The sequence below is a fragment of the Acinetobacter sp. 148 genome (assembly GCF_031196675.1).
Taxonomy (GTDB): Bacteria; Pseudomonadota; Gammaproteobacteria; order Pseudomonadales; family Moraxellaceae; genus Acinetobacter; species Acinetobacter baumannii.
Genome location: NZ_JAVIMT010000005.1, coordinates 186,431 through 210,440 on the forward strand (window position 1 = coordinate 186,431; position 24,010 = coordinate 210,440).

General features: G+C 39.8%; 22 protein-coding genes. 8 read left to right on the plus strand and 14 right to left on the minus strand.

The window, feature by feature from the left end:
• Nucleotides 1-103: 103 nt before the first annotated feature.
• The 7 genes from adeK to RFX69_RS00945 all read right to left on the minus strand — a co-directional run bounded on the left by adeK (nucleotide 104) and on the right by RFX69_RS00945 (nucleotide 10,232).
• Nucleotides 104-1,558: a multidrug efflux RND transporter outer membrane channel subunit AdeK gene (gene adeK, locus RFX69_RS00915; protein ID WP_001174793.1), complete on the minus strand. Its 1,455-nt coding sequence runs from the start codon at nucleotides 1,556-1,558 to the stop codon at nucleotides 104-106.
• Nucleotides 1,558-4,734 (minus strand): multidrug efflux RND transporter permease subunit AdeJ, encoded by a 3,177-nt coding sequence (gene adeJ, locus RFX69_RS00920; RefSeq protein WP_000046678.1) that lies wholly within the window; start codon nucleotides 4,732-4,734, stop codon nucleotides 1,558-1,560. Before adeJ ends, adeK begins: the two co-directional genes overlap by 1 nt.
• Nucleotides 4,735-4,746: 12 nt before the next feature.
• Nucleotides 4,747-5,997: a multidrug efflux RND transporter periplasmic adaptor subunit AdeI gene (adeI, locus tag RFX69_RS00925; protein WP_000986589.1), complete on the minus strand. Its 1,251-nt coding sequence runs from the start codon at nucleotides 5,995-5,997 to the stop codon at nucleotides 4,747-4,749.
• Nucleotides 5,998-6,021: 24 nt separating this feature from the next.
• Nucleotides 6,022-6,648 (minus strand): phosphatase PAP2 family protein, encoded by a 627-nt coding sequence (locus RFX69_RS00930; RefSeq protein WP_001982009.1) that lies wholly within the window; start codon nucleotides 6,646-6,648, stop codon nucleotides 6,022-6,024.
• A 184-nt stretch (nucleotides 6,649-6,832) separates the two neighbouring features.
• Entirely contained in the window at nucleotides 6,833-8,893 is a 2,061-nt protein-coding gene (locus RFX69_RS00935) for a site-specific recombinase (RefSeq protein ID WP_000547886.1), read from the minus strand.
• 14 nt (nucleotides 8,894-8,907) lie between these two features.
• Nucleotides 8,908-9,885, minus strand: coding sequence for an All-trans-nonaprenyl-diphosphate synthase (gene sdsA, locus RFX69_RS00940; protein ID WP_000234081.1), 978 nt, complete (start codon nucleotides 9,883-9,885; stop codon nucleotides 8,908-8,910).
• A gap of 47 nt (nucleotides 9,886-9,932) precedes the next feature.
• Nucleotides 9,933-10,232, minus strand: coding sequence for a hypothetical protein (locus RFX69_RS00945; RefSeq protein ID WP_000667116.1), 300 nt, complete (start codon nucleotides 10,230-10,232; stop codon nucleotides 9,933-9,935).
• A gap of 96 nt (nucleotides 10,233-10,328) precedes the next feature.
• On the opposite strand from RFX69_RS00945, the gene rplU reads away from it, so the two are divergent.
• The 7 genes from rplU (at nucleotide 10,329) to RFX69_RS00980 (ending at nucleotide 16,149) form a co-directional block, all read left to right on the plus strand.
• Nucleotides 10,329-10,640, plus strand: coding sequence for a 50S ribosomal protein L21 (gene rplU, locus RFX69_RS00950; RefSeq protein WP_000271409.1), 312 nt, complete (start codon nucleotides 10,329-10,331; stop codon nucleotides 10,638-10,640).
• An 18-nt stretch (nucleotides 10,641-10,658) separates the two neighbouring features.
• Complete coding sequence (gene rpmA, locus RFX69_RS00955) at nucleotides 10,659-10,916, plus strand: 50S ribosomal protein L27 (protein ID WP_000201632.1); 258 nt, start codon at nucleotides 10,659-10,661, stop codon at nucleotides 10,914-10,916.
• 240 nt (nucleotides 10,917-11,156) lie between these two features.
• Complete coding sequence (gene lolA, locus RFX69_RS00960; protein WP_001056757.1) at nucleotides 11,157-11,852, plus strand: outer membrane lipoprotein chaperone LolA; 696 nt, start codon at nucleotides 11,157-11,159, stop codon at nucleotides 11,850-11,852.
• 127 nt (nucleotides 11,853-11,979) lie between these two features.
• Complete coding sequence (locus RFX69_RS00965; protein WP_001177768.1) at nucleotides 11,980-12,768, plus strand: RsiV family protein; 789 nt, start codon at nucleotides 11,980-11,982, stop codon at nucleotides 12,766-12,768.
• 118 nt (nucleotides 12,769-12,886) lie between these two features.
• Entirely contained in the window at nucleotides 12,887-14,158 is a 1,272-nt protein-coding gene (serS, locus tag RFX69_RS00970; RefSeq protein WP_000566834.1) for a serine--tRNA ligase, read from the plus strand.
• Nucleotides 14,159-14,225: 67 nt separating this feature from the next.
• Nucleotides 14,226-15,599, plus strand: a complete 1,374-nt coding sequence (gene cysG / locus RFX69_RS00975; RefSeq protein ID WP_000350922.1) for a siroheme synthase CysG — start codon at nucleotides 14,226-14,228, stop codon at nucleotides 15,597-15,599.
• 76 nt (nucleotides 15,600-15,675) lie between these two features.
• The gene (locus RFX69_RS00980) at nucleotides 15,676-16,149 is read left to right on the plus strand and encodes a tRNA (cytidine(34)-2'-O)-methyltransferase (RefSeq protein WP_000582207.1); all 474 of its coding nucleotides are present in this window, start codon (nucleotides 15,676-15,678) and stop codon (nucleotides 16,147-16,149) included.
• Nucleotides 16,150-16,198: 49 nt separating this feature from the next.
• Here the strand turns inward: RFX69_RS00980 and RFX69_RS00985 are convergent, their stop codons facing one another.
• Entirely contained in the window at nucleotides 16,199-16,579 is a 381-nt protein-coding gene (locus RFX69_RS00985; RefSeq protein ID WP_271056336.1) for a helix-turn-helix domain-containing protein, read from the minus strand.
• A 116-nt stretch (nucleotides 16,580-16,695) separates the two neighbouring features.
• Here RFX69_RS00985 and RFX69_RS00990 point away from each other — a divergent pair, with 116 nt between their 5' ends.
• A complete protein-coding gene (locus tag RFX69_RS00990) occupies nucleotides 16,696-17,256 on the plus strand; it encodes a flavodoxin family protein (protein ID WP_289332955.1) in 561 nt (186 codons plus the stop codon).
• Between the two features lie 38 nt (nucleotides 17,257-17,294).
• Here RFX69_RS00990 and RFX69_RS00995 read toward each other — a convergent pair whose 3' ends face one another.
• The 6 genes from RFX69_RS00995 to rpoD all read right to left on the minus strand — a co-directional run bounded on the left by RFX69_RS00995 (nucleotide 17,295) and on the right by rpoD (nucleotide 23,855).
• Complete coding sequence (locus tag RFX69_RS00995) at nucleotides 17,295-18,680, minus strand: APC family permease (protein ID WP_000183443.1); 1,386 nt, start codon at nucleotides 18,678-18,680, stop codon at nucleotides 17,295-17,297.
• A 265-nt stretch (nucleotides 18,681-18,945) separates the two neighbouring features.
• The gene (locus RFX69_RS01000) at nucleotides 18,946-20,130 is read right to left on the minus strand and encodes an iron-containing alcohol dehydrogenase (RefSeq protein ID WP_001118410.1); all 1,185 of its coding nucleotides are present in this window, start codon (nucleotides 20,128-20,130) and stop codon (nucleotides 18,946-18,948) included.
• Between the two features lies 1 nt (nucleotide 20,131).
• Nucleotides 20,132-20,665, minus strand: coding sequence for a hypothetical protein (locus RFX69_RS01005; RefSeq protein WP_000626048.1), 534 nt, complete (start codon nucleotides 20,663-20,665; stop codon nucleotides 20,132-20,134).
• A gap of 80 nt (nucleotides 20,666-20,745) precedes the next feature.
• The gene (gene lipB / locus RFX69_RS01010) at nucleotides 20,746-21,399 is read right to left on the minus strand and encodes a lipoyl(octanoyl) transferase LipB (protein WP_257259935.1); all 654 of its coding nucleotides are present in this window, start codon (nucleotides 21,397-21,399) and stop codon (nucleotides 20,746-20,748) included.
• A gap of 184 nt (nucleotides 21,400-21,583) precedes the next feature.
• Entirely contained in the window at nucleotides 21,584-21,871 is a 288-nt protein-coding gene (locus tag RFX69_RS01015) for a YbeD family protein (protein WP_000887099.1), read from the minus strand.
• Nucleotides 21,872-21,968: 97 nt separating this feature from the next.
• Nucleotides 21,969-23,855 (minus strand): RNA polymerase sigma factor RpoD, encoded by a 1,887-nt coding sequence (gene rpoD, locus RFX69_RS01020; RefSeq protein ID WP_001281941.1) that lies wholly within the window; start codon nucleotides 23,853-23,855, stop codon nucleotides 21,969-21,971.
• Nucleotides 23,856-24,010 lie beyond the last annotated feature (155 nt).

The window sequence follows — 24,010 nt, forward strand, 5'->3', positions numbered from 1 at the left end:
TTATCAAACTAAATTTCTTAAGCTTTCAAGATAAAAAATATTCAGATGAGTTGCAATAAAAAAGCCCACCGAAGTGAGCTTTTATAAGAAAGTGATTTAAAACTTATTGCTTTTTAAGTTCAGCACTAGATGGTTGGTGTACCACTGTATCTGAAGTATTTGCTTTTAAACCACCACCTAGAGTTTTGTATAACTCGATTTGGTTGTTTAAGTTTGCTTGTTGAAGCAATAACAAACCTTGTTCAGCTGCATATGAAGAACGCTGCGCATCAAGAACAGTCAAGTAACTATCAATACCAGCACGGAAGCGGGCATTTGAGAGTGTGTAGTTGCGGTTAGTCGCTTCTACTAGACGTTGTTGTGCTGTTAAACGCTCACCAATGTTGGCACGAGTTGCAAGCGCGTCATTAACTTCACGGAACGCAGATTGAACTGATTTTTCATAATCAGACAATGCAATTTTCTGATCGGTTTCAGAAATTTTTACATTGGCACGGCGTGTACCCCAGTCAAAGATTGGTAAATCTAAGCTTGGACCAACTGACCATACAAAACCACCAGACTTAAATAGATCACTTAAGTCAGTTGATGCATAACCAGCCGAACCCGTTAAGCTAATGGTTGGGAATAAACGTGCTTTTGCAGCACCGATATTCGCACCCGCAGCGCTTAAGTTGTATTCAGCAGCTTTTACATCCGGACGGTTATTTAACAAGTCACTTGGTAAACCGGCAGTAAACACATTTTGTTGAGCAATGCGTTTCACAGGTTGTGTAGGTAACAAGTTTTGTGGAACAGGTTGGCCTACAAGCAAGTTCAACAAGTTTTGTGCTTGGGCAATTTGAGTTTTGTAGTTCGCTACATCATTGCGCGCAGTTTCTACGGAAATCTGTGCTTGACGTAATGGAACTTCACTGTCGATACCTACATCAAAACGTTTTTTGTTGAGATTGTAAGAATCTAACTGTGCTTTAAGCGTTTGCTCTGCCAGTCTTAAGTTTGCTGTTGCAAACGAATAATTTAACCATGCTTGAGCAACTTGGCTAATCAGACTGATTTGAGTCGAATCACGAGCACTTTGTGTTGCAAGATAACTATCTAAAGCAGCATCTTTGAGGCTACGAACACGACCCCAGAAATCTAGCTCATAAGCAGTTACACCCAAACCTACTTGATAAGTAGAGTAGGGGTTATTCGGATCACGGCTTTGAGAAACCTGACGAATTGCACTACCACTTGCACCGATTGTTGGAAGCTGGTTGTTCTGTGTAATCTGATATTGCTGTTGAGCACGTTCAATATTGAGCGTTGCTGTACGTAAGTCACGGTTATTGGCAAGAGCCAAATCAATCACTTCAAGCAAACGCGGGTCAGCAAAGAACTGTTTATAACCCTGTTCAGCAATAGACGTACCAGAAGCGCTGTTATATGCATAGCTTTGTGGTATATCGGTTTTCACGACTGGTTCTGGGCCGCGCATGCTTTGACAAGCTGCCAAAGCAAGCGCAAGTGCAGATACCGCAATGCTACGACCTGAAATAGACCATACTTTTTGCATCACGATTTATGCTCCTGAGTGTTTATGGTTTTTGGTTTGTACTTAAAGATACTACGAATCCACACATAGAATACAGGGATAAAGAAGATACCTAAGAACGTCGCGCTGAGTACGCCACCAAGTACACCAAAGCCTACAGAGTGCTGACTTCCTGCACCGGCACCTGTTGAAAGTGCAAGTGGAAGTACACCGAAACCGAAGGCAAGGGTGGTCATGATAATTGGACGTAAACGCATTTTTGCAGCATGTAAGGTTGCATCAAGTAGATCTTCACCTTTTTCCTGCAATTCTTTTGCGAATTCAACAATCAAGATCGCATTTTTTGCAGAAAGACCGATAACCGCAATAATCGCTACCTGGAAGTAAATGTTATTTGAGAGATTTGGATCTCCTTTAATAATCATGCCCAAGTAGGTCAATACGATTGCACCAATGACACCAAGTGGTACCACAAGTAAAACCGAGAACGGAATTGACCAGCTTTCATATAGTGCAGCCAAGCAAAGGAATACGATTAACAATGAAAGTGCGTATAAGAACGGCGCTTGAGCACCAGACTCACGTTCTTCAAGTGATAAGCCTGTCCATTCATAGTCGAAACCTTGTAAGCCCATAGACGGTAACTTACCAATAATTTCTTCCATTGCTTTCATGGCATCACCAGAGCTCACGCCAGGTGCAGGTGTACCTTGAATGTTAACTGATGACACGCCGTTATAACGTTCGAGACGTGGAGAACCATACGTCCATTCGCCTGTAGCAAACGCCGAGAATGGAACCATCTCACCTTTGTTATTACGTACATACCATTTGTTTAAGTCTTCAGGCATCATACGGCTGCCCGCATCACCTTGAACATAAACTTTTTTCACACGACCACGGTCAACGAAATCGTTAATGTATGAGCCACCCCATGCAATACGCATTGTATTGTTGATTTCGGCAATACTAACGCCCATAGCACCAGCTTGAGCCTGATCTACATTAATTTGATACTGAGGAGTATCTTCCTGACCATTTGGACGCACACCTACAAGACGTTTATCTTGTGATGCCAAACCTAAAATCGTATTACGAGCTGCAATCAGTTTCTCATGGCCTTGACCACTTGAATCTTTAAGCTGCAAGTTAAATCCGGCAGTTACACCAAGTTCAGGCATTGCTGGAAGCTGTAACGGCATAACGTATGATGCATCTTTAATGATCATATTTAATGCCATACCACGCTGAATCAATGAACCAATTTGAGTTTCTGGTGTCGTACGTTTGCTCCAGTCTTTCAACTTAACGAAGCCAATACCCGCGTTTTGACCAACACCTGTGAATGAGAAACCAGAAACAGTGAAAATAGATTCCACGGTATCTTTTTCATTCATAAAGAAGTTAGTCATGGTGTCAATCACTTTACCGGTACGGTCAAGCGTTGCATTTGGTGGTAATTGTACAAGTGTCATGACCACACCCTGATCTTCTTCTGGTAAGAATGAAGACGGGAGTTTTTGGAACAAGAAGACTAAAAGGGCAACTACAACAGCATAGAGCACGCCAGAGAAGATTTTGCCTTTAAGCATGCGGCTAACACCATTTTGGTAGCTATGCGACATGCGGTCAAAACCATTGTTAAAGCTTCTAAAGAAACGCGCAAAGATATTATTGCTTGGTTCTTTATTAGGATCATGCTGTTTCAAGATAGTTGCACAAAGTGCCGGTGTGAACGTCAACGCTACAATTAACGACAGAACCATTGCAGTTACAAGGGTAATCGAGAACTGGCGGTAAATTACACCTGTTGTACCACCAAAGAAAGCCATTGGTACGAATACCGCTGTCAATACGCTGGTAATACCTACTAACGCACCAGAAATCTGCTGCATTGAGCGAGAAGTGGCGGTAACCGGATCGGTATGGTCTTCACTCATCACACGTTCAACGTTTTCGACTACAACAATGGCGTCGTCGACCAGAAGACCGATTGCCAATACCATAGCGAACATGGTTAAGGTATTAATTGAGAAGCCAAAGATATTAATGACCGCAAATGTACCTAATACAACTACTGGAACTGCAAGCGTTGGAATAATCGTTGCACGCCAGTTTTGTAAGAATAGGAACATGACAATGAATACCAAAATCACGGCTTCAATTAATGTGTGTACTACACTTTCAATTGAAAGACGGATAAATGGAGTCGTGTCATAAGCCAGTTTATCTGCAAGACCTGTTGGATAGTTCTTACGTAGTTCAGATAAACGTTGTTCAACTGCTTCGGCTGTGTCGAGTGCGTTAGCACCTGTTGCAATTTTAATTGCAAGACCAGCTGCCGGTTTACCGTTAAACTTCGAGTCGAATTGATAGTTATCCGAACCTAATTCTACGCGAGCAACATCTTTTAATCGAACCTCAGCACCTGATGCTGTGTTCTTTAAGAAGATATTTTTAAACTGTTCAGGAGTCTGCAATAAGCTTTGTGCATTTACTGTTGCGTTAAGAACTTGACCTTGTACAGCCGGAGCACCACCTAACTGACCTACGGCAACTTGCGAGTTCTGCGCTTGTAAGGCAGTTGCAATATCACTAGGCGTAAGTTGATAGCTTGTTAATTTAGCTGGATCAAGCCAGATACGCATTGCGTATGAGCCACCGAAGACCTGTACCTCACCAACACCGGCAACACGGCTAAGCGGTTCTTTAATTGACGAGTTTACATAGTCTTTAATATCAGAGTCTGACAGGTTGTTATCTGGTGAATAGAATGCAATAACTTGCAAGAAGCTCGCACCAGATTTAGTAACTGTTACACCTTGACGTTGTACATCTTCAGGTAAAAGCGCAGTTGCAGATTGCAATTTGTTTTGAACTTGAACCTGTGCAATATCAGGGTCAACACCTTGTTCAAAGTTTAATTGAATAGATGCCTGACCATTACCAGCACTGTTAGATGAAATATAACGTAAGCCATCAAGACCATTCATTTGTTGTTCAATGATCTGGGTTACAGTATTTTCAACTGTTTCAGCCGATGCACCAGGATAAGTCGCAGCAATCGTTACGGTTGGTGGTGCAATCGTTGGATATTGTGCAATAGGCATTTTTGTTAGCGTAAGAATACCCGCCAACATAATGACTAATGCAATCACCCACGCAAATATGGGGCGATGAATAAAAAATTGTGCCATTCAATCTACCCCTTATGCATTTGAAGCTGCTTTCTGTTCTGCTTGAGGTTTACCTGATTGAGCCGGTTTCGCAGCATTTGGTGCTGCACCTTGAGAGTTTGCTGGTTGAGCTTGATAAGGTTTTGCTGATACTTCTTGCCCTTCTTTAACTTTGGCAACACCATCAACAATGACTTTATCGCCGGCTTTTAAGCCGTTAGTCACAATCCAGTTTTGTCCTTGAACACCAGAGGTTTCAACAGGACGGCTCTCAACAACCCCTTTAGCATTAACAAGCATCGCTACAGCTTGTCCTGTAGGTAAACGAGTAATGGCAGCTTGAGGAATCAGGTAAGCATTTGGAACAACGCCCTGAACAATTTGCGCAGTGGTATACATACCCGGAAGCAATAAATGATTCGGGTTAGAGAATACGGCACGTAATGTAATTGTTCCTGTATCTTGGTTTACAGAAGCGTCAGAGAAAGCAAGTTGCCCTTCGATTGGATAGGTAGAACCATCTTCAAGCTTTAATTTTACTTTCGTGTTGTTACTGTTATTTAAACTGCCTTTGCTTAGTTGTTGACGTAAACGCAATAACTCAGCACTAGACTGATTAATATCAACATAGATAGGATCTAATTGTTGAATCGTTACCAACGGGTCAGTCTGGTTTGCAGTAACCAAAGCACCAGCCGTTACTGAAGAACGACCAGATTGGCCAGAAATAGGAGAGCGAATTGTAGAATAACCAAGATCTACATTTGCATTTGTTACTTGAGCCTTAGCTGCTGCAACTTGTGCTTCTGCAACGTTGACTTGACCAAGTAAGTCATCATATTCCTGTTTAGACACAGCATTACTAGAAACAAGTTGTTTATAACGATTTAACTTGGTACGTAGTGAAGCTAGATTTGCCTGTTGTTGTAGGAGTGATGCTTTTGCATTTTCTAACGTTGCACGGTTCGTTCTAGAGTCGAGCTCATAAAGCGCCTGACCTTCACGAACATAGCTTCCTTCAGCAAATAAACGTTTTAAAATCACGCCACTTGTCTGAGGACGAACTTCAGAAATTTGATATGCTGAAGTACGGCCTGAAAGCTCAACGCTTTGTTCAACACTTTGTGGTTGAGCAACAATAACACCTACTTCTGCAGGCGGCATTTTCTGAGCAGCAGCAGCTTGCTGTTTCTCATCGGAGCCTTTGCTACAACCAACAAGCGCGATACTTGTTGCTAATGCGCAAGCAGTAAGGGCTGGTGCCCAAAGCTTAGCCGACATCATTGTTCCACCTCGTTTAGATAAAATCTAAAAATATATTTGTTTTCTACTTAACCTACTTTGTGTTTGTAATAACCAGAGCCAAAGCAGTGCAATCCAAATAAAACCAATGCCCCAACCAGCGAGTACGTCTGTTGGGAAATGAACTCCTGCATATATTCTTGAAAGCCCCATACACACAAACCAAAGACAGGAGATCAAAACAATATAAGGAGAGTTAATGTTGTGCTTATGGCATAACATAATCATTGCCAGACAAGCCAGTGTTGATGCATAAACACTATGTGCACTTGGGAACGATGCACCGTAACTTTCAACAATATGATATGCCTCAGGAGGTCTAGGCCGGTTAACACACCACTTGAGCAGCCAACCCATGGTGATACTGCCAATAACTCCCAAGCTAATGAAAATAACAGTAATATATTTTTTATACCATGCTAAATATATACATACTAGAAAGGATAAAAAACATACAAAAGGCATGCCGCCTACGCGTGCAAGAAAGGTGGTTATACTATTAAGATAATCTAAACGATGGTGACTCAATGTTTGAACAGTGAGCAAGTCCAAAGATTGAAGACTTGGTACAAAAAGACCAAGAACACCTAATCCTAAAAAAACGCAACCAATACAAAGCAATAGATAGGGCATAAACACACCTTTGCTTATTCATATAGTTTTTCACTATTGAACGCCGTTGAAAGTGTACTTGCCAGTACACTTTTTTTCAAGCCTGATAGATCATCGTAAATTCATTTTGAAATTTTTTTAACATTTGGAAAAACAATCACAACAAAATTGACGGACATCACATTTTATGTACAAAGCAAAACATTTAGTGTTCTGCTTTTTTCCCACTATTGGCTTGGGCATTTTCTTCTAATTCTAGAGGCTGTTTCGGTGGCCAGAAGAAGTCACTTGGTCGGGTAAGAAAATGGGTCATGACCAGTTTAGCTAATGGCTTCCATTGTTCAAAGCGAACTCGACGTGCACGTAATGCCACAATAATAGTGAGTGTGAAACTCACAAATAAGTTGGTGAGGCCAATACAGAGTACGCCTAAAAATGAAACTATAATCAAGCCAATATCAGGACTACCATTAATAGTCATTAAACCTTGAATGAAGTTCGCTGACGCAAAGGCAATGTGACGAATATCTAGAGGTAGGCCCAAAATAAAGCCAATTGTTCCCATACTTCCTAACATTACACCAAATAGGAAATTACCTGCGAGCGCCCCTAAATTACGTTCAATATATTCTGCAAAACGGTTCAGGCGTTCTTGTCCAAATAAGTTTCTTAAACGTCGATGTGCTTTTAAACGGGGTCCTACTTTTCTATAAACTGCCATGTTGTCGAAGTAGCCCGCAATGAGGCCAGATAAAAACAAACATACCCCAGCAATCGCTGCATGCGGAACGGCTAATGAGGTAAAAGGGTTTAGGCTATGTAATAGATAAGTTGCCTTGGTATGAGTTAATAAAGGCTCATCAAGATAGAACTGCCAAGCAAAGGTAATAAGAGCAGCAGTAGGAATTGCAATCGAGATATTACCCAAAATAGCAATAAACTGAGTTCGAATAATATTGATAATAAGTGCGGCTAATTCTGCAATTTGTGCAGTTTTAGAGCCTTTACGTTGCTGAACTGTGGCTGCAAGTGCGGCAGCTGTCATTGCGGGTTGTTTTGTTGCAACAGTAAAGTGCAATACATGAATCAGAATAAAGCCAAGTGAATAGTTCATACTGAACGTAAAGGCTTGCATGAGCGGAGCCATAGTCATACGTGCAGCAAGAATTTTTAATGAGGCCATACAGGCAATAATCACACCTGCACCAGCAGCGGCTTTATACATGCCCCAAAAGCCTTTAGTGTCTGTACTTACATAGTGTTCACCAGTACGGCTTGCATTCTCTGTGACTTGAAAGGCAATAAGCTCACTGGTCGTGCTGAGTAACGAGCGGACACTTTTTTCACTATAATGTGCTTTAGTTAAGTCTGAAATTAAGTTTCCTAAAGAAACGTAACGTCCCTCGCTATCGTCTACAACTAGATAGAGTAATAATTCAATCCGATCTAAACACTGTTCAAGTAAAGACAAAAGATAGGTCAAACTTAAACTTACACCGATTCTTTTGGTCGCTCGGCGTATTTTTAAAACGACGTCTCGACACTGCTCTAGCATTACAAATGCTTGAGAGGCATCAGGAGGTGGAAGCACAGCAATGTCGTTGCTAGAAATATCCTGTTTTTTGTACTTCTCTATAAACTCAATAATTTCACGGTTTTGTACCAAAAATGGCGATTCATATTCGGTTAATTCAGGTTGTGCATTAATAAATTCAGGATAAAGACCGATACCACTAATACGGTAAGATAAGACAGTAATTGCCTTAATCATTTCTCGCTGAATGGCATGCTTTTCATCGACATTACTGTTACTTTGCCCAATAAGTCCGAACAAAGTTGCCCAATCCTTGTCATCGACATTGTTTAACCAGATTGAATCACTTTCTAAATAGAAAATTTTTCCAATCAGAATTTTTAGCTGGCTTGCATCTTCAATAAGTGGCAGAAAATGGCCGCCAAGTCTTTGCCCAAGCTGGTTCCAGAAGCCATCTAAAGACAAAATACCGCTATCTGCATATAAGCTGACTTGCTTATATTGATTAATGAGGCGTAATAAAAAGGTTTGTAAAAGGGCTGGAGCGGTAGGAGTAAGTAATAGGCTATCAATAAAGGCTTGTATTTTTTGCTCTATTTCATCCGTATCTTGGGGATCGGATGGCCGTAAAGCATTGACTAGGTCAATGAGAATATTTTCGTCAATAACAGCTTGAGGGTTTTCAAGCTGTTTCTGGATTTTAAAAAAATGTTCTGAAAAATTTATATGCATAGGCAAAATAATATCTACTGTATTCGATGTAATGCAAGCCGAGTTAAATTAATCAACGCTTGACGATAAGGTGTATCAGGCAAGATTGATAAGGCTTGCAGTGCTGCTTCTGTTTCTTCTTGGGCACGGCGCTGGCAATAGTCTAAAGCACCAGACTTTTGCACAATTTCAATCACTTTAGGTAATTGGTCAACACCACCAGTCGCAATACTGCGTCTAATAATGGCATGCTCTTCACCGGTTGAATGTGCTAATGCTGAAATTAACGGTAAAGTCGGTTTACCTTCCATTAAATCATCACCAATATTTTTACCTAATGTTTCAGCATCTGAAGTGTAGTCTAAAATATCGTCAATAATCTGGAATGCATTTCCGAAATGACCTGCAAATAATCTTAAAGGTTCGCGGTAAGCTTCTTGCCCAGCTAAAATAGCTGCACCTTCGGTTGCAAGTTCAAATAAACGAGAAGTTTTCCCGTGAATAATTTTTAAATATGTTTCTTCGGTTGTATCCGGTTGATGCTGAGATTGGAGTTGTAATACCTCACCTTCAGCAATTTCACATGTACCTGTTGAGAAGTCTTTTAATAAGGTCATGTTGTTTAAATCAACCAAAAGGTCAAAAGCGCGGGCAATAAGGAAGTCACCAACCAATACGGCCGTTTGATTGTTCCATGTTGCATTTGCAGTAGGACGACCACGGCGAAGTCCAGATTCATCAACTACATCATCATGCACTAAAGTTGCGGTATGAAGCATTTCAATAATAGCTGCCAGACGCTGTGCATTTTGCATATTGTCGAGGCCGCAAGCGCGTGCTGCAAGTAAACACATGATTGGGCGCATACGTTTGCCGCCAGCTTCAACTACATGTTTACTCACTGACATGACCAAGCCGACTTTTGAGCTAATTCCTTCATTAATCAAGTGATCCATCGCAGCAAAGTCTGTAGCAACAGGAGCGAGAATGTCTTGCTTAAAATCGATGACCATATGAAGAAAAAACCCGTATTGGTAGATAAGTGGCGTTAGTGTATCAATTAAAAGTGCATTAAACAGGGAAACAAGCAATTGATATTAATCATTTGTATGTTCATGAAGAGTTTTTTGTTCTTTATTTCGGCAAAACCATGTGTTTCCGACAAAACAATAAATTTTAATAACGTCAACATGAATACAGCTTGTTCTTGTTGCAAGTTGTGTTTGGAACTGTATTTTAAATTCCATTCAGAATCAATGAAAAGTACTAAAATCAAATTGAAGCTATTTTTATTATGTAAGAATGATGGCTTCTGTTGCTTAGTTAAAGATAAAGCACTTGTCGTTTGATCAAATTTCACTTAAAATCTGTCGCCTTGTATAACCCCAGTGGCGTTCGTTTTAAGATCGATATATCCCTTTATCGGCACGACGACACGGGCTGATTGGAGTACGTTATGTACGCAGTAATCCAAAGCGGTGGTAAACAGCACCGTGTAGTTGAGGGTGAAACCCTTAAAGTTGAATTATTGAAGGCTGAATCTGGCGCAACTATTACATTTGATGATGTATTAATGGTTGTAAACGGTGACAACATTCAAATCGGTGCTCCAGTTGTAGCTGGCGCTAAAGTAACTGCAGAAGTGATTGGTCATGGTCGTCACGACAAAATCCGCATCATCAAAATGCGTCGTCGTAAACACTACCGTAAACAACAAGGTCACCGTCAATGGTTCACTGAGTTGAAAATTACTGGTATTTCAGGCTAATCACGAGGAGTAAGAGACATGGCAACTAAAAAAGCCGGTGGATCGACGAAGAACGGTCGTGATTCAAACCCAAAAATGTTAGGTGTTAAAGTTTACGGTGGTCAAACTGTAACTGCTGGTAACATCATCGTTCGTCAACGTGGTACAGAATTCCACGCTGGTGCAAATGTTGGTATGGGCCGTGACCATACTTTATTTGCTACTGCTGACGGCGTAGTAAAATTCGAAGTGAAAGGTCAATTTGGCCGTCGCTACGTAAAAGTTGAAACTGTTTAAGTTTTAGCTTAAGAAAAAGCCCACATTTTGTGGGCTTTTTTTATGGAAATACATCAATATTGTCTTCATGATGATGAATGAAATTCTACAAACAACATGAATAACATAACAAAATATCTTATTTTCTCAATGATTAGCACAAAGTTTGTCGGTTAATATAAGTCTTGAATGAAGAGCTTGTTTAGCTGGATTAATTGAAAGGCTAGCAAGTTATCTTACAGCAACTAAAAAGGTGATGACATGAATATGCTTCGTAAAACCATGTGTGCTATTACACTCAGCGCCTCAGTGCTTGCTCCTGTAATGAGTACTACAGCGTTCGCTGCACCCGTAGCAGCACCGGAGCAACAGGCAATTGGGAACCTGGTAAATCAGTTATCAGGCTTACAGCGTTTGACTGCCGATTTTGAACAGACAACGAAAGCGAATACAAAAACTGTAGCACAGAAAAAAGGCTTAAGTGCTCAGCATATGAACCAGACATTTAAAGGTTCAATGAAAGTTGAACGTCCGGGGAAATTTTATTGGGAAACTGTAAGTCCCTCTAAGCAAACTATTGTAACAAGTGGAAAAACAGTCTGGATTTATGATCCTGATCTGCAACAGGCTGTGCGCCAAAGCCTAGATGATCAGGTCGCTGATACACCGGCTTTATTACTTTCTGGTAATACTAACCAAATCATGAAGTCTTACCGAGTAACTCAGCCAGATAAATCTAAGTTATATTTCACTTTATTCCCTAAAAAAGAAGATGGAGCTTTCCAAAGCTTAACGATTAGTTTTGGTGCCAACAAAGCACCTACACTCATGGTATTACAAGATTCTTTAGGTCAAACGACTTATGTTCGTTTCAAGAATGTTAAAGTAAATGCCTCAATTCCGGCTTCAACCTTCAATTTTACGCCTCCGAAAGGTACCGATATTATTGATCAATAAGTCTGATTATTTAGAAAGCCATCTTTACGATGGCTTTCTTTTTATATATCAAGCCTAGATACATTTTTTAACCCCGTCTTAAACTTACGCTTTGTATAGTGGTAGGAGTAAGTTTACGGGGATTAACATGCAACTTTACGATAAAAAAATTATTTTCATTCTTCCAATGTTGGCTGCCATGGTTGCGGTGAGCGGTTGTCAGCCAAAATCTACGGCTAAAGATGAACAACCGGCTTCTAGTGCTTCAGTAAAAGAGCAAAAGCAAGCTGAAGTCCCTGTCATTCAAGCAAAAGTTGTTCCGGTAAAGCTGCCAAAACCTAAAGTTTGTCTTGAAGACGGCTGCACTGAATATGATTTTCAGACCGTACAAACCAATCAAAAATGGATTAATGATTATTTTACGAACCGTATAAAGAAAGCAGACCCGAATGCTTTTGCAAATTTGGCTGATAAACCTGTTGAGGTACCGGAAGGGGAACCGAGCTCAAGTCAGAGTGCAATCTATGTCCGTTATTTAGGGCAAAATTATAACCTTGCAACCTTTGCATTCCAGACATATTCATACTCTGCGGGGGCAGCACATGGTATGTCACATCAAGAGTTTGTAAATTTTGACTTGCTAAATAAAAAGCACATTACCGTTGAAGAACTTATTAAGCCAGATGTTGAAAAACAGTTGGTTGATGCACTTTTTGATGCAAATACTAATTGGCTTCAAGAGCACAATATTAGCCGCGAAAAACTGCAATTAAGTGATAATTTCTACTATGGTGCAAATGGGATTGTTTTTGTCTATCCAATTTATGAATTAGCTTCTTATGCAGAAGGTATGTCTGAATTAACCTTGCCATATTTTGAAGCAGCTAAATATATTAAACCTGAGTATTTACCGAGTGTACCGAACTATAACTTATAAAATATAAGATCTATTCTAAGAATTGTGTGAAAGCTATTCGTTATGAAGATGATCACTATATTTTTTAGTGTTAAGGGCTTACACTATAGCCAGTTTTTTACCCATATTATGATTGATTATGATCGACCCTAAGTTACTCAGAAATAATATTGAAGTCGTTAATGCAGCTTTGGCAAAACGTGGTGTTCAGTTAGATGTTCAAGAATGGGCATCTTTAGAGACTCGCCGTAAAGACTTGCAATCAAAAACTGAAAAGTTACAGGCAGAGCGAAATGCCGGTGCTAAACAAGTGGGTCAGATTAAAAAATCCGGTGGTGATGCTTCTGAAATCATGGCACGTATGCAAGCCATTGGTGATGAAATTAAAGCTGCCGAAGTTGCTTTATCAGAGCTACAAAACGAGATTGAGCAAAAAGCGCTTAGCATTCCTAACTTGCCGGACGAATCTGTACCAGCTGGTAAAGATGAAAATGATAACGTTGAAATCTCAAAATGGGGTACACCTCGTCAGTTCGATTTTGAAATCAAAGATCATACTGATTTAGGTGAGTGGATGGGCGGACTAGAGTTTGAAACTGCCACTAAACTCACAGGCTCACGTTTTAGTGTATTGAAGGGACCTTTAGCTCGTCTACAACGTGCTTTAACTCAGTTCATGCTCGATACCCATACTTTAAAGAATGGTTATACCGAAGCTTATGTGCCTTATTTGGTAAATGCTGATTCATTACGTGGGACAGGTCAGTTACCAAAATTTGAAGAAGATCTATTTAAACTTCAAGGTGAAAAAGAATACTACCTCATCCCTACAGCAGAAGTTCCAGTCACTAACTTTGTCCGTGATGAAATTATTGATGCAGATCGCTTACCATTAAAATATGCGGCCCATACACCATGTTTCCGTAGTGAAGCAGGTTCTTATGGTCGTGATACACGTGGTTTAATTCGTCAGCACCAATTTGATAAAGTTGAAATGGTGCAAATCGTTAAGCCTGAAACATCTATGCAGGCACTTGAAGAGCTTACTGCACATGCTGAGGGCATTTTACAGGCACTTGGTTTGCCTTACCGCAAAATTTTGCTCTGTGGTGGTGATATGGGCTTCGGGGCGACTAAAACTTATGATTTAGAAGTTTGGGTTCCAAGTCAAAATACTTACCGTGAAATTTCAAGCTGCTCTAATATGGGTGATTTCCAGGCACGTCGTATGAAAGCACGCTACCGTATGGATCAGAAGAAGACCGAATTGGTGCACACTCTAAATGGTTCAGGCCTTGCTGTTGGGCGTACTTTACTTGCAGTAATGGAAAACTACCAACGCGAAGACGGTTCAATTGAGATTCCAGAAGTATTACGCCCATATATGGGTGGTGCAACGTTTATTGATTAAGCTTTGCATCTAAATTGTGCACGGTTTTTGCTTAAACATAGTCAGATGATTGATGTAGAGGTTTAAGGTGGATATTTTTCCAATCTCTTTGAAGTTGCAACAGCAACGTTGTCTGATTGTGGGCGGAGGGCATATTGCTTTACGCAAGGCAACCTTATTGGCTAAGGCAGGAGCAATAATTGATGTTGTTGCTCCTGCAATTGAAGATCAGCTTTTGCAATTAATTACAACAACAGGCGGCGTGTCGTTTATTGAAGCTTTTGCTGAAAAGTTTTTAAGTACACCCTATCGTTTAGTTATTGCAGCGACCAATGATGCAGAAGTAAATAAAACAGTTTTTGAGCAGTGTGAAGCGCGCAATTTACTTGTAAATAGTGTCGATGATATTCCACATTGCCGTTTTATGGTGCCTGCGATTATTGATCGATCTCCATTAATTGTTTCAGTGGCTTCAAATGGAACATCTCCTGTTCTATCTCGTCAAATCCGTACGCAGTTAGAAACCTCTATTCCACACGGCATGGGCAAGTTAGCTGAGTTTTCAGGAAAATGGCGCAATCAGGTTAAGGAAAAAATTTCTAATCCAGATGAACGCCGTATATTTTGGGAAAACTTGTATGCGAGCCCCTTAAAAGAACAAGTTTTTAATGACAATCTAGATGTTGCCGATAGCATGCTTGAACAAGCATTGCAGGAGTGGAAAGCACCTAAAGGCGAGGTTTATTTGGTGGGTGCAGGTCCAGGTGATCCTGAACTCATTACTTTAAAAGCTTTACGTTTAATGCAGCAAGCTGATGTGGTCATTTATGACCGTCTTGTTTCTGCACCTATTTTAGAATTGTGCCGTCGAGACGCAACAAAAATATATGTGGGTAAAGCGCGTTCTAACCATAGTGTTCCTCAAGAAGGTATTAATGCATTATTGGTTGACTACGCGAAAAAAGGTAAACGTGTTTGTCGTTTAAAAGGGGGAGACCCTTTTATTTTTGGCCGTGGTGGCGAAGAGATCCAAGAGTTATTCCAAGCTGGCGTCCCATTTCAAGTTGTTCCCGGTATTACTGCTGCGTCAGGTTGTTCAGCTTATGCAGGTATTCCGCTTACCCATCGTGATTATGCCCAGAGTGTCCGCTTTCTTACAGGCCATCTAAAAGAAGGTTCTCCTGAGTTACCGTGGAACGAACTGGTATACGAAAACCAGACATTAGTACTGTATATGGGGTTGGTGGGATTAGAGCGTATTTGTGAGCAGCTGATTGCGCATGGACAACGTCCAGATATGCCAGTCGCATTAATTTCAAAGGGTACGACACCTGAACAGAAGGTTGTGGTGGGGTCACTTGCTGATATTGCATCTAAAGTGACAGAACATCAAATTCATGCGCCGACACTCACAATTATTGGTGAGGTTGTACGTTTGCGTGAACAGTTACAGTGGAATTAGTCGGCTTATTGATATCTGCAAAAGAGATGTAATTATTGCCTGAGCTAACCAATAAGTAATTTAAGTGAGTAATTAAGTGATTCATGTTGTTCTATACGAGCCTGAGATTCCTGCTAATACAGGTAATATTATTCGTCTATGCGCGAATACAGGCGCTCAATTGCATTTAGTTAAGCCTTTAGGCTTTGAACTTGATGATAAAAAGCTTAAACGTGCAGGGCTTGATTATCATGAATGGGCAAGAATGCAAATTTGGGACAACATAGAGCTTTGTCTTGCGGACTTAAAAGCAAAAGGTGTTGAGCATGTTTTTCCTTTAACTACGAAAGGTTCTGCTACGCCTCATACAGTTGATTTAAATAGACCTGTGGCTTTATTGATGGGGCCAGAAACACGCGGTTTGCCTGAACATGTTCGTCTGATGTTCCCTCAAGAACAATGGATTCGTTTACCAATGGCAGAAAACTCAAGAAGTTTAAACTTATCTAATGCAACTGCCGTAATTGTATATGAAGCATGGCGTCAGCAAGGCTTTAAAAAATTAGGTTAATTTCTTAAGTACTAAATAAAAATAAGGCCCTTAGTGGCCTTATTTTTATTCAAACTTGCTCTAGCACTTTTTCATCATAAGTCATTTGGGCTGCTAAAACTTGCTCAATATTAGTTTCAGCCCATTCTTTTAACTGATATGCCATAGCAGCTACATTTTGCCCAAGTGGCGTGAGGGAATAATCGACACGAATAGGGGAAGTATCCTGAATTTTTCGTTCGATAAAACCGTCTCTCTCTAACATTTTTAACTTCTGAGACAAGACCTTAGGTGAAATCCCTTCAATATTTTTTTTAAGTAAGTTGAAGTGCTGAGTTTCATGCTCAAGAATATTTAAGATGAGTAAAACCCATTTGTCTGCAATTTTTTCAAAAAACAGTCGAGCAGGGCAATGTTGTTGAAAAATATTATATTTTAAACATTCATTCATCTAATTTACCCTCTCTTTTCTAAAAAAATAAGATAGTTACCAAATGGTAACTAATTGACACCTAGTATCTAAAATATATCATTAAATGGAATTTAATAAAACATAGGTTTTCTTCCATGTCTAATTCTAATATTGCGGTTGTATATTTCTCAGGTTATGGCCACACTAAAGTAGTGGCTGAAACTTTTGCTAATGAAATTAATGCTCAACTTATCCAGATTGATCAGGAAGGTAATATCACTGAGCAAGATTGGGAAACATTGAATAATGCAAAAGGTATTGTGTTTGGTGCGCCGACCTATATGGGTACAGCACCATGGCAATTTAAAAAATTTGCTGATGCAACTTCAAAGGTTTGGTTTACACGTGGTTGGCAAGATAAAGTATTTGCAGGCTTTACGAATAGTGCAAGTTTAAATGGGGATAAACAAGTTACGCTTATCCAGCTGCAAACTTTAGCATCACAGCATGGTGGCATTTGGGTGAGTCTGGGTTTATTGCCAGCGAATACAAAAGATGCAACACGTGAAGATGTAAACAACTTAGGCGGTTCGGTAGGACTTTTAGTTCAATCACCTTCGGATGCAAGTGTAGATGAAATTCCAACAGGAGATTTGGAAACAGCTAAAGTTTATGCAAAACGTGTACAAGCCGTTGTAAATAAAATATATGGTTAATGAGTCCATAAAAAAGGCGCTTTTAAGCGCCTTTTTTATTATTCATGCTCATTATGTTGAGGAGCATTATATTTAAAGCCTTTGGTTTTATAGGCAAGATAACCTACTCCAAACACTGCCCAAGCTAAGCCAATTTGCAAAGCAAGCTTGTCAATTTCTAACCACATTAAGAACACACTAGCAAAGCCAAGCGTTGGTACAATAATGTAATTAATAATATCTTTGATAGATTTGTTTTTACCATCTCTAAGTGCGTAGCGCGAAATCACCGAGAAATTTACAAAACTAAAAGCAGTTAAGGCGCCGAAACTAATTAAGTTAACAATATGCTCAAGGTCTAAAAAACCAGCAGATAAGGCAACCACACCAACAATAAGAATATTGTAAGTCGGAGTATGCAATCTTGGGCTAATATGACCAAACAGCTTTTTATTGATAACCCCATCACGACCCATTACATACATTAAGCGAGATACACCAGCATGTGCTGAAATACCGGATGCCATTACTGCAACTACAGCAAAATATAAAACTAATGTTTTAAATGCAATGCTGCCAATTGCTGCAACCATAACAGGTTGTGATTCATCTAACGGTTTAAAATAGATGTTTGGGTTGCTAGGGAAATACAACTGGATAAAGTAAGTGCTTACAATAAAAATAATACCTGCGAGCAATGCTGTTGAGAAAATCGCTTTTGGAAGCGTTTTTTCAGCATCTTTAGTTTCTTCTGCAAGTGAAGATAAAGCATCAAAACCTGTAAAAGAAAAGCACAGTACTGTTGCACCACCAATCAAAGCACTAATAGAAGTCATATCATTCCAAAAAGGAGTTAATGACCATAATTCGGCTTTATCGGGATTAAGCGTACCATCAGCATATACGCCTTGGGTAAGAAGAATATATACTTGATAAACAAAGTAAAAAATAACACCAAGTTGAATAACCACAATTGTACTGTTAAAACGCGCGACAAAGCGTGCGCCAAATAAGTTAATCACAGTCATTAATGCAGTTAAGCCAATAACCCATAGCCAATTATTTACTTCTGGAAATAAAGCTCTTAAATAAATATCGGCCAAAATGATATTGACGAGTGGTGAAAGTAGATAGTCTAGCCAAGATGACCAACCCACCATAAAACCAACATTAGGGTGAATTGACTTTTGGGCGTAGGTATATGCTGATCCTGAAGAAGGATAGCGTTTGATCATGTGTCCATAACTGATCGACGTCAATAAAATTGCAACTAAGGCAAAGATATAAGAAGTAGGTACATGTCCACCACTTCGTTCTGATACTAAACCAAAAGTATCAAATAAAGTTAATGGCTGAATATAAGCTAAACCAATAATAATGATGTGCCAAAGCACAAGATTCTTTTGAAGTTTAGCTGTTGGTTTAGTCCCAGATAAGTTTGTCAACGGCGTTATCCTCATAATCGTTGATCAAGGATCAGCTTGGTGTTAAGGATCGTTTGAGACGAACGATCCCCCCTACATAAAAGATAAAGTGCGCCAATCTATCCTAAATTGATGCAAATTGTCAGTACTTTCGTGGATTTTTTAGCAAATTTTTTGCCATATTTCCAAAGAAAATGATGAATAAAAATTCATAGATATAAAAAAGGTCTGATTTGTCATAAAAATCAGACCTTTAGCTTTTTGCTTTAGATATCTAAATCTTAACTTACCAAGCTTTTTGTAAGATCTCTCGTAGATCTTTTAAGCTTGCTTCTTTAGGATTATAAATAATTGAGCCATCATTTAGTGCTTTCTCTGCCACTTCATCAAGCTGTGCTTCAGTAACTTTACCTGTTTCACGTAAGGTACGTGGTAATTTGGTTAAGCTAAATAAACGATCACGCATTGCTAAAATAGTTGCGATTGCTCTGTCTGCACGCTGAGTAGCAGGAGTCTGGGCATAAATATCCGCACCTGCAAGTGGTAATAGCAACTCGCCAATTTTCTGACCATTGACTTGTTTATTGTACTCAAGCACATAAGGTAAGAATAAGTTCATGCACAGCCCGTGGGGCAGGTGAGCAACTGCACCTAATGCATGTCCTAATGAGTGTACAAGGCCTACCATCGAGTTAGAGAATGCAATGCCTGCCATTGTAGAAGCTTGAGCGAGTTCTAAACGACCTTGTGAGTCATTTGGATTTTCTAAGACATTAAATAGATTTTCGCTAATCTTTTTAATACCCGCACTTGCATAGGCATCACTAAGCGGGTTAGCTGCCATACAGGTGTACGCTTCAACACAATGTGTTAACGCATCCATACCCGTCATTGCAGTTAAGTGAGGTGGTAAAGTTAATGTCATGCGTGGATCTAAAATCGCAGCATGTGGCATTAAGTAATATGAAGCAAATGCCAATTTAACATTCTTTTGTGTATCAGACACAACAGCAACCATGGTCACTTCAGATCCCGTACCTGATGTAGTCGGGATGACGAAAAATGGTTTTAATGGTTTTGGTAGGTTGTGTGCACCAGAATATTGGAGAAGATCATCTCCACCTTCTGATACTAAAATGTTAGTTGCTTTAGAGGTATCGATAACAGAACCACCGCCCACAGCAATAATCGCATCACATTTATTTGTGCGATAAGCTTCCGCGGCAAGTCGAACAACTTCAAGACTTGAGTCTGGTGGAACATCATCAAAAACATGACCAATGACTGCATCAGTTGTGCTAAAAGCAGCTTCAATAGGGTTTAACAAGCCATTTGCACGAACGCCTTTATCGGTAATGATAAGAGGGCGTTTTGCACCTAAAGTCGCAAGTTCAAACGGAATATGTTCTAAAGCAGCATTACCGGCAATGACTTTTACAGGACAAAAGAATTCGTAATATGGTTTAGCCATGTTATGCGCTCCGCTTGAAGTAAGACTTAGCTACTTTTAAATAAATATTTGCAGCTTGGTTGAATTTTTCTTTTAGGGTAAGTTCAGTTGGGTATTCTTTAACAGCGAGTGAAGCCACCAATTTCGGTAAAATGAGAGACTCCATTTTATTGAGGCAGCGGACTAAACGAATTGCTGCGGATACATCGCCATCAGCAATCATGCGGTCATTTGCAAAGGCTTGAGCAGTACTTTCCTGAAAAGAGAAAACCAAAAAAGCATGAGTTACATGCTTAAACGTAATGGTTAAGTCAGGCTTTTTTTCCGCTCTTTTTAGCAGTTCTAATTGTTTATCTTCTGTCACTCGTGCAAAAAATGCTGGTCCATTTGGGAAGACATTCATTGAAAGTACAAAGTGAACAGGAAATTTAGACACTTCCTCTTGTATTTCACTATCTACTTGACTCGCCATGACTAAGCCTCGACCAACAACGTCCATCATGAGCTTAACGTAGGCAAGTTGCAGAGTGGGCTTTACAGCTTTTGTCGAAATCACTTGCTATCCCTTCTTAAAATTATGCAAAAGCAAATTTAGAGTAATTACTCTAATATATTTTTATTCCATCTCAAAATCATTTATTCAATTTTGACTTCTGGGTCATTAAAGTACCCAGTAGTTTTAATATACTCAATAAAGTCCTGACAAAGTTGTTCAAATGATGGATATGGAGTCACTAAATCTTGTATGCGGACCATTTCTAGCCCTGCATAACCACATGGGTTGATGGTTTGAAAACCAGTTAGAGCACAGTCCAAGTTTAGGGCTAAACCGTGATAACTACGTCCACGGCGAATTTTGAAGCCTAATGAACCAATCTTTCTGCCATCCACATAAACGCCTGGTGCATCAGGCTTTGCATATGCTTCAATGTTATATTTCTTTAAAACATCTATCATAAATTGTTCAGCAAAACTGACCAATGTGCGTACATTCCATTTCAGTCGATTAAGGTCAAACATAAAGTAAGCGACGAGTTGACCAGGACCATGCCATGTCACTTGTCCACCACGGTCAGTTTGTACCACAGGAATGTTTGATGGAATCAGAATATGTTCTGGTTTTCCAGCCTGACCTTGAGTTAGTACTTCATGATGCTGGAGTAACCACAGCTCGTCTGCTGTATTTTCATCACGTTGATTGGTCAGGTTCTTCATCGATTCGAATTTGCTTTGATAATCTTGTAAATCGTTCCACTGACGAATAATCAAAGTGGGTTTATCAAGGCTCATTAAACATTTTCCTGTGCATGGTACTTAACAGAAGGGAAGTCTCTCAACTTTTAAATTATGAGAGTATGCTTTTGATGAGTTTAAAGTATTTTGCCTAAGCGGTTCTAAATATTTGTAATTATTTCTATAAAGATTGGTATAAATAAAAATGCCATGACATTAAATTTGTCATGGCATTTTAAAATTAAAGCGCAGTTCTTATTTGCGGACAAGCAGCCAAGTCTGCATACAAAGCATGCACTTGTTCCAATTCATCAAAGCGTAATTGCGCGGTTAATGAATGGTATTTGCCTGTACGTGATTCTTGTACTTTTAACGTTGTTTGGTCAAAGTCAGGAAAATGTTTCACTAGAATATCAACGACAGCTATACGTAATTCTTCACCCGCATCGCCAATGAGTTTAATTGGATAGTCCATTGGAAATACCCAAAGGTCTTCACGGAGTTCGCGAGATGGAGTGCGGTCTAACATAAGTAACCTCATCATGTGAAACGCCTGCATCATCGCAGGCGTTTATAGCTCTTTCTATTAAATGGGGACTAGTCTCGAAATTTCAAGATTTCAAAAATTAGTCATTCTCTAGGAAAGAACGCAAGTGTTCAGAACGAGAAGGGTGACGTAATTTACGCAATGCTTTCGCTTCAATCTGACGAATACGCTCACGTGTTACATCAAACTGCTTACCTACTTCTTCTAAAGTATGATCGGTTGGCATATCAATACCAAAACGCATCTTCAATACTTTTGCTTCACGTTCAGTTAAGTTTTCTAAAACTTCACGAGTTGCTTCTTTTAAGCCTTCTGAAGTCGCAGCATCAATTGGAGAAGTGATGTTCTGGTCTTCAATAAAATCCCCAAGATGCGAATCTTCATCATCACCGATTGGAGTTTCCATTGAAATTGGTTCTTTCGCAATTTTAAGAACCTTACGAACTTTAACCTCATCCATTTCTAAGCGTTCGCCTAACTCTTCAGGAGTAGGTTCACGGCCCATTTCCTGTAATAATTGACGCGATACACGGTTAATTTTGTTAATCGTTTCAATCATGTGTACAGGAATACGAATCGTACGAGCTTGATCGGCAATAGAACGGGTAATTGCCTGACGAATCCACCAAGTCGCATAAGTCGAGAATTTATAACCACGACGGTATTCAAACTTGTCTACGGCTTTCATCAAACCAATGTTCCCTTCTTGAATCAAGTCAAGGAACTGTAAACCACGGTTGGTATATTTTTTCGCAATCGAAATTACCAAACGAAGGTTGGCCTCTACCATTTCTTTTTTCGCACGACGAGCTTTGGCTTCACCAATTGCCATACGTTTAGAAATATCTTTAATTTCACTAACGTTTAGGCCAAGCTCTTTTTCGATATCTGCAATTTTTTGCTGGAAGGCTAAAACATCAGGACGAACTTTTTCCAAGTGAGCCTTGATTTCAGCTGGAGCTTTAGCAATTTGTTCATCTAACCAAGCAGGATTAGATTCCTGTTTCGGGAAAGATGTACGGAACTGGTTACGGTCCATACGGCCACGACGTACTGCATAACGCATAATTTCACGTTCATTGGCACGAATTTGTTCATGAGTTCCGCGAATCATTTCTGAAATGATGTCAAATAAACGTGGAGTAAATTTAAACATCATAAATACAGTTGCTAAAGACTCAAGAGCTTCATTTGCTTCAGGGCTATTACGGCCATGTTTTTCGATGACAGCTTTAGTTTGAGCCCATGCAGCTTCTAATTCAGCAAAACGAACTTTTGCAACTTCAGGGTCTGGACCTGAATCACCTTCAGAATCATCATCACCTTCAGACTCTTCTTCTTCATCGTCATCATCAAGCTTAACTTCTTTCGTTGACTTTGTAGATGATTCGTCTTCTTCCTCAAGCTCTTCAACATCTTCTAAAACTTCAGGAATATCTTCATCAGTTTCAGGGTCTAAATAACCAGATAAGATATCGGCAAGACGGCGTTCGCCAGTTAAAAAATCATTATATTCTTTTAATACAACTTCAACAGCATTTGGCCAGTAAGCGATTGAGTTCAAGACATCACGAATGCCTTCTTCAATACGTTTAGCAATGCTGATTTCACCTTCACGGGTTAACAGTTCTACTGTACCCATTTCACGCATGTACATACGTACAGGGTCTGTCGTACGTCCAGGCTCATTTTCAACAGATGCAAGTACGGCAGCAGCTTCTTCTTCAGCAACTTCATCAGTTGCATCAGCTGATTCGCCGAACATGGTATCGTCAGATTCAGGTGCACGCTCGTGTACAGGAATACCAACGTCTTGAAGCATCTGGATGATGTCTTCAATCTGTTCGCTTTCAGTAATCGAGTCCGGCAGATGATCGTTAACCTCAGCGTAAGTTAAGTAACCTTGTTCTTTGCCTCGGCTAATCAGAGCCGCTACTTGAGAAGTAGGGGAATGCATATCGCTCATCTTTGCTTACTCTTTGTTGAATCTGTGGCAGTGAAAAACCGTGCATGATAGCACAATTTGCTTGAAATGTTTGGGCTTTGATCGGTGACCGTTAAATAAAAAATATCATTGAATTCACGACTATTTTTTGAATATTGGGCTAAAATCATTTTTTT

What these genes read in the sequence shown, in the direction of transcription:
- lipB (WP_257259935.1), bottom strand. Translation starts at nt 21,399, where the DNA reads ATGAGCCTTGATAAACCCACTTTGATTATTCGTCAGTGGAACGATTTA.
- RFX69_RS00935 (WP_000547886.1), bottom strand. Translation starts at nt 8,893, where the DNA reads ATGCATATAAATTTTTCAGAACATTTTTTTAAAATCCAGAAACAGCTT.
- adeK (WP_001174793.1), bottom strand. Translation starts at nt 1,558, where the DNA reads ATGCAAAAAGTATGGTCTATTTCAGGTCGTAGCATTGCGGTATCTGCA.
- serS (WP_000566834.1), top strand. Translation starts at nt 12,887, where the DNA reads ATGATCGACCCTAAGTTACTCAGAAATAATATTGAAGTCGTTAATGCA.
- RFX69_RS00985 (WP_271056336.1), bottom strand. Translation starts at nt 16,579, where the DNA reads ATGAATGAATGTTTAAAATATAATATTTTTCAACAACATTGCCCTGCT.
- RFX69_RS01000 (WP_001118410.1), bottom strand. Translation starts at nt 20,130, where the DNA reads ATGGCTAAACCATATTACGAATTCTTTTGTCCTGTAAAAGTCATTGCC.
- RFX69_RS00965 (WP_001177768.1), top strand. Translation starts at nt 11,980, where the DNA reads ATGCAACTTTACGATAAAAAAATTATTTTCATTCTTCCAATGTTGGCT.
- RFX69_RS00930 (WP_001982009.1), bottom strand. Translation starts at nt 6,648, where the DNA reads ATGCCCTATCTATTGCTTTGTATTGGTTGCGTTTTTTTAGGATTAGGT.
- adeJ (WP_000046678.1), bottom strand. Translation starts at nt 4,734, where the DNA reads ATGGCACAATTTTTTATTCATCGCCCCATATTTGCGTGGGTGATTGCA.
- RFX69_RS00990 (WP_289332955.1), top strand. Translation starts at nt 16,696, where the DNA reads ATGTCTAATTCTAATATTGCGGTTGTATATTTCTCAGGTTATGGCCAC.
- rplU (WP_000271409.1), top strand. Translation starts at nt 10,329, where the DNA reads ATGTACGCAGTAATCCAAAGCGGTGGTAAACAGCACCGTGTAGTTGAG.
- adeI (WP_000986589.1), bottom strand. Translation starts at nt 5,997, where the DNA reads ATGATGTCGGCTAAGCTTTGGGCACCAGCCCTTACTGCTTGCGCATTA.
- rpmA (WP_000201632.1), top strand. Translation starts at nt 10,659, where the DNA reads ATGGCAACTAAAAAAGCCGGTGGATCGACGAAGAACGGTCGTGATTCA.
- lolA (WP_001056757.1), top strand. Translation starts at nt 11,157, where the DNA reads ATGAATATGCTTCGTAAAACCATGTGTGCTATTACACTCAGCGCCTCA.
- RFX69_RS01015 (WP_000887099.1), bottom strand. Translation starts at nt 21,871, where the DNA reads ATGTTAGACCGCACTCCATCTCGCGAACTCCGTGAAGACCTTTGGGTA.
- rpoD (WP_001281941.1), bottom strand. Translation starts at nt 23,855, where the DNA reads ATGAGCGATATGCATTCCCCTACTTCTCAAGTAGCGGCTCTGATTAGC.
- sdsA (WP_000234081.1), bottom strand. Translation starts at nt 9,885, where the DNA reads ATGGTCATCGATTTTAAGCAAGACATTCTCGCTCCTGTTGCTACAGAC.